Below are 3,910 nucleotides of genomic sequence, written 5' to 3' on the forward strand. Positions count from 1 at the left end.
GTTTGGAAACAAACAGAATGCTATCGCTGCATAGTTGAACAGTGATGTTCAGCAGTGTTCAGCGTAAATGTATCAGGCCTTCAATCTTCGGAAAGTAAGCCGATGGGTACACCTGCACAGCCAAGATGGGATCCTAGATTCACAGTCTTCCCCAGAACTCCAGATGACAACTCCCCCCGAAAAGCCTGATCCCAAAATGAAATCGGGATCCCTGCCCTCTGCCCTGCGATCCGGGCTGAACATTGCCCTGTTCCTATTCTTGGTGGTGCTGGTTTCCTACTTGGGTCTTAACTTCGTGCTGGCCTTGGTGGACAAGCTCAGGTGACCACTCCGTAAACCGATCCCCCGGCGTCACCCCGTTGCTGCTGGCCCGGATTTGCCAATGGCCCTTTGTCGCCAAGGGCAGGAAAGATACACTGGATTTACAGGACTTAACACCTTCTCTCAGTTGCCCCCCCTGACCGCCATGAGCCCCCTCTTTTGGTTGAGGCTGCCCTCTTTCTCCTGGCCTTCGCCGGGATCCCTTAAGCTTTATTCCAGATCCTACTCTGGATCTCAACCAGGGCCGACCCTAGCCCGCCGGGATCCTTCCTGGAAGCGTTGGCTGCGCTATCTTTATCTGCGCCTGTTGCGGCTGCAATCGTCGCCGAAAGAAATTGCCCGCGGCTTGGCGGTGGGGGTTTTTGCCGGCTGTTTCCCCATCTTCGGCTTTCAAACGTTGGCCGCTCTGGTGTTGGCTGTTCCGTTTCGGGGCAATAAGCTGGCGGCGGCGGCAGGAACCTGGGTGAGTAATCCCTTCACCTATGTGCCCATCTATGCGTTTAACTACCAGGTGGGAGAATGGCTACTGGGATCCCCTTCCACAGAGCTGGTGGCGGCCACCTGGCAAAACTGGATGCAGTGGGGCTTGGAGATGTCGGGCACGCTGTTTGTCGGCTGTGCGTTTGTCGGTTTTTGGGGATCCCTCGTCAGCTATTTTCTGGGGCTGTGGTTGGTGCAGCGGATTCGTCGGCGGCAGAAAATGGCCGGCAGGGGTCTGTGAATGGGCGCAAGGCGATTCAGAATCCCAACTGAGAACCCAATCCTGGACAGTCTGCAGGTGCAGAGATCCATCCGTTTTCACAGAGCTTTTCACAGATAAGGTCTCATGATGGAAGACATGCGAGCGTTGTTGACAGACCTCAGCCGTCGCTCCCAGCGATGGGGGGAGCAGTTGGGATCCGCTTTGCAGACGGGTATGAACCAGCTCACGCAAGCCCCTCAGCCCATTGTGTTGCTCTCTTCACGGGAACTGGAGAAAATGCGGCGGGCTTGTCGCCTGGCAGCAGATCTGCTCAAGCACTTGGAGCCGATGGTGCGGCCAGGGGTCACCACCCAAGAGCTCAACGACGAGGCCGAGCGATGGACGCGGGCGCATGGGGCCAGAAGCGCCCCTTTGGGCTACCATGGCTTTCCCAAGTCCATCTGCACCAGCGTCAACCACGTGGTTTGCCACGGCATTCCCAGCCCCAAGCAGATCCTGCGAGAAGGCGACATCATCAACATCGATGTCACCCCGGTTTTGGATGGCTACCACGGCGATACGTCCAAAACCTTCTTTGTCGGACAGCCTTCTGAGCGGGCGCGGCGCCTGGTGGAGGTGACCGAAGAATGTCTGCGGCGGGGCATTGCTGCTGTAAAGCCGGGGGGGAGAGTCGGCGACATTGGCGCTGCCATTCAAGAATACGCCGAGGCCCAGGGCTACAGCGTAGTGCGGGATTTTGTCGGGCATGGGGTGGGACGGCAATTCCACACGGCCCCCCAGATCCCCCACTACGGCGAGCGAGGAAAAGGGGAGAAACTCCGCCCCGGCATGGTGTTCACCATCGAGCCGATGATCAACGAGGGCACCTGGGAGGTGAAGGTGCTCTCCGACGGGTGGACGGCGGTAACTTTAGATGGCAAGCTCTCGGCGCAATTTGAACATACAGTCGCCGTTACCGAAACCGGTGTAGAAATTTTAACCCTGCCTTCCCAAAGCCCTTGAGCCATCATGAACAGCGCCCCCGCTCTCCGCCTGCGCCTCTCCTCCGAGAACCTGCTGCTGCTGCTGGCGGCGGCAGTGGGGTTGGCCACGGGGCTGTTGGTGGTTGGATTTCGCTACTTGATTGGCTGGTGGCGCTATCTGCTGCAGGACACCCTCGTCGATGGCCTCGGCAGGGCTGCAGAACACTATGGCCTGTGGCTGCTGGGATCCTGGCCGCTGGCTTTGGCGCCGGTGTTGGGGGGCCTGCTGATCGGCGCTTTGGGGGCAGTTGTGCCCTTTCCCAACTTGAGCCTCTCCGGCTTGGTGAGTCCTGCTCGTCCTTTGGCACTTCAGCCCTGGTGGATCCCGCTCAAGCTCTTGGCGGCTGCCATCTCGTTGGGCGCGGGAGCTTCCCTTGGCCCTGAGGCCCCCAGTGTGGAAAGTGGCGCTTTGCTGGGATCCCTGCTGGGGCAAAACCTACGCCTCTCGCGGGAGCGGGTGCAACTGTTGATGGCTGCCGGAGCAGCGGCTGGCCTGGCGGCAGGGTTTAACGCGCCCATTGCCGGGGTGTTTTTAGCGCTGGAGCTGGCCTTGGCCCGCACCTTTACCACTTCTGCCGTCAGTGTGGTGGTGTTGGCGGCGGTGGTCTCCGCCTTGATCGCCCAGGTGGGGTTGGGGGCACAACCCGCTTTTCTTTTGCCCACCATCACCCAGCCGGCTTTTGTCTTGCCGGACTACGAGATCCACAGCTTGCTGGAGGTACCTCTGTATCTCGGCTTGGGCTTTTTGGCCAGCCTGGTTTCTATGGCCTTCAGCTACACCCTGGAGTGGGGCAAGCACCTGTTCAACAGTGGCCCCCTGGCGGCCTGGCCAGCTTGGAGCAAGCCCATTTTGGGGGGCGGGATCCTGGGCTGCGCAGGTTTGGGGATCCCATTGGCGTTGGGGGTGGGCTATGAAACCATTGAGTCGATTCTGCAGGCCGTTCCCTTTTCTCTTGGCCATCTGGGCCTGCTCCTATTGGGCAAGCTGTTGCTGAGCGCTTTGAGCCTGGGCAGCGGCTTTGTGGGGGGAACCTTTGCCCCGGCTTTGTTCATGGGGGCAGTGCTGGGGGCAGGCTACGGTCAGGTGCTATCTCAAGCTTTGCCCTTGATTGCCTTGTCTCCCCCTGCTGCCTACGCCATGGTGGGCATGGCGGCGGTGTTGGCGGCCAGCGTGCGGGCTCCGCTAACGGCCATCTTGCTGCTGTTTGAGATGACGCGGGACTATCACATTGCGCTGCCGGTGATGGCGGCAGTGGGTTTGAGCATCTGGCTGACGGAGCAGTTGCATTCGCCGGCCATCTACCCTTCCGCCCGTCGCTATCGCCACGCAACGCTTGACGGAGTCCTTGGGCAGGAGCCTAGAGAGCTGACGGTGCAAGAGGTGATGGTGCCCCCATCTCTTTTGCTTCGGCAAGACACACCGCTGCGAGAAGCTCTGGAGAGTTTGCTGCAGCAAAAGTGCCATAGCGCGTTGGTGGTGGACGGACAGGAGCGGCTGCGGGGCATTCTCACCCTGGAAGATCTGGAGCGGGCCTTGGCCCACAAGGAGGCGGCGGAGTTGGCGGAGCTGACCGTGCAGGAGGTCAGCCAATCTCCGGTTCTCACCACCTTCCCCGATGAGGCGGTAGCGGTGGCAGCCGAGCCGATGTACGAATACGATTTGCGCCAATTGCCGGTGGTCTCGCGGGAAGACCCGGAGCAGATCGTCGGCCTGTTGGATCGAGAGCGGGTGCTGCTCTCCCAAGAGATTCAATCGGTGCGGCAAGCCCTGGAGTTGGAAGTTCCCCCAGCAGAGAGCATGACTCTAGTCAATAATAAGCTCAACTATACTGAAAATAATGTATAATATGTTCAGTACGGATTA

At 59.7% G+C, this 3,910-nt stretch carries 4 protein-coding genes; all 4 read left to right on the forward strand.

Translation table 11 applies throughout. The features are described 5' to 3' along the window. Nucleotides 1–163 precede the first annotated feature (163 nt). The 4 genes from NW849_RS13990 (at nucleotide 164) to NW849_RS14005 (ending at nucleotide 3,892) form a co-directional block, all read left to right on the forward strand. Nucleotides 164–325, forward strand: coding sequence for a hypothetical protein (locus NW849_RS13990; RefSeq protein WP_414352050.1), 162 nt, complete (start codon nucleotides 164–166; stop codon nucleotides 323–325). 141 nt (nucleotides 326–466) lie between these two features. After that, the gene (locus tag NW849_RS13995; RefSeq protein WP_414358412.1) at nucleotides 467–1,042 is read left to right on the forward strand and encodes a DUF2062 domain-containing protein; all 576 of its coding nucleotides are present in this window, start codon (nucleotides 467–469) and stop codon (nucleotides 1,040–1,042) included. A 195-nt stretch (nucleotides 1,043–1,237) separates the two neighbouring features. After that, nucleotides 1,238–2,026 (forward strand): type I methionyl aminopeptidase, encoded by a 789-nt coding sequence (gene map, locus NW849_RS14000; RefSeq protein ID WP_011433730.1) that lies wholly within the window; start codon nucleotides 1,238–1,240, stop codon nucleotides 2,024–2,026. A gap of 6 nt (nucleotides 2,027–2,032) precedes the next feature. Then, nucleotides 2,033–3,892: a chloride channel protein gene (locus tag NW849_RS14005; protein ID WP_414358414.1), complete on the forward strand. Its 1,860-nt coding sequence runs from the start codon at nucleotides 2,033–2,035 to the stop codon at nucleotides 3,890–3,892. Nucleotides 3,893–3,910: the final 18 nt, after the last annotated feature.

The sequence above is a fragment of the Synechococcus sp. R55.3 genome, assembly GCF_047461975.1.
Lineage (GTDB): Bacteria > Cyanobacteriota > Cyanobacteriia > Thermostichales > Thermostichaceae > Thermostichus.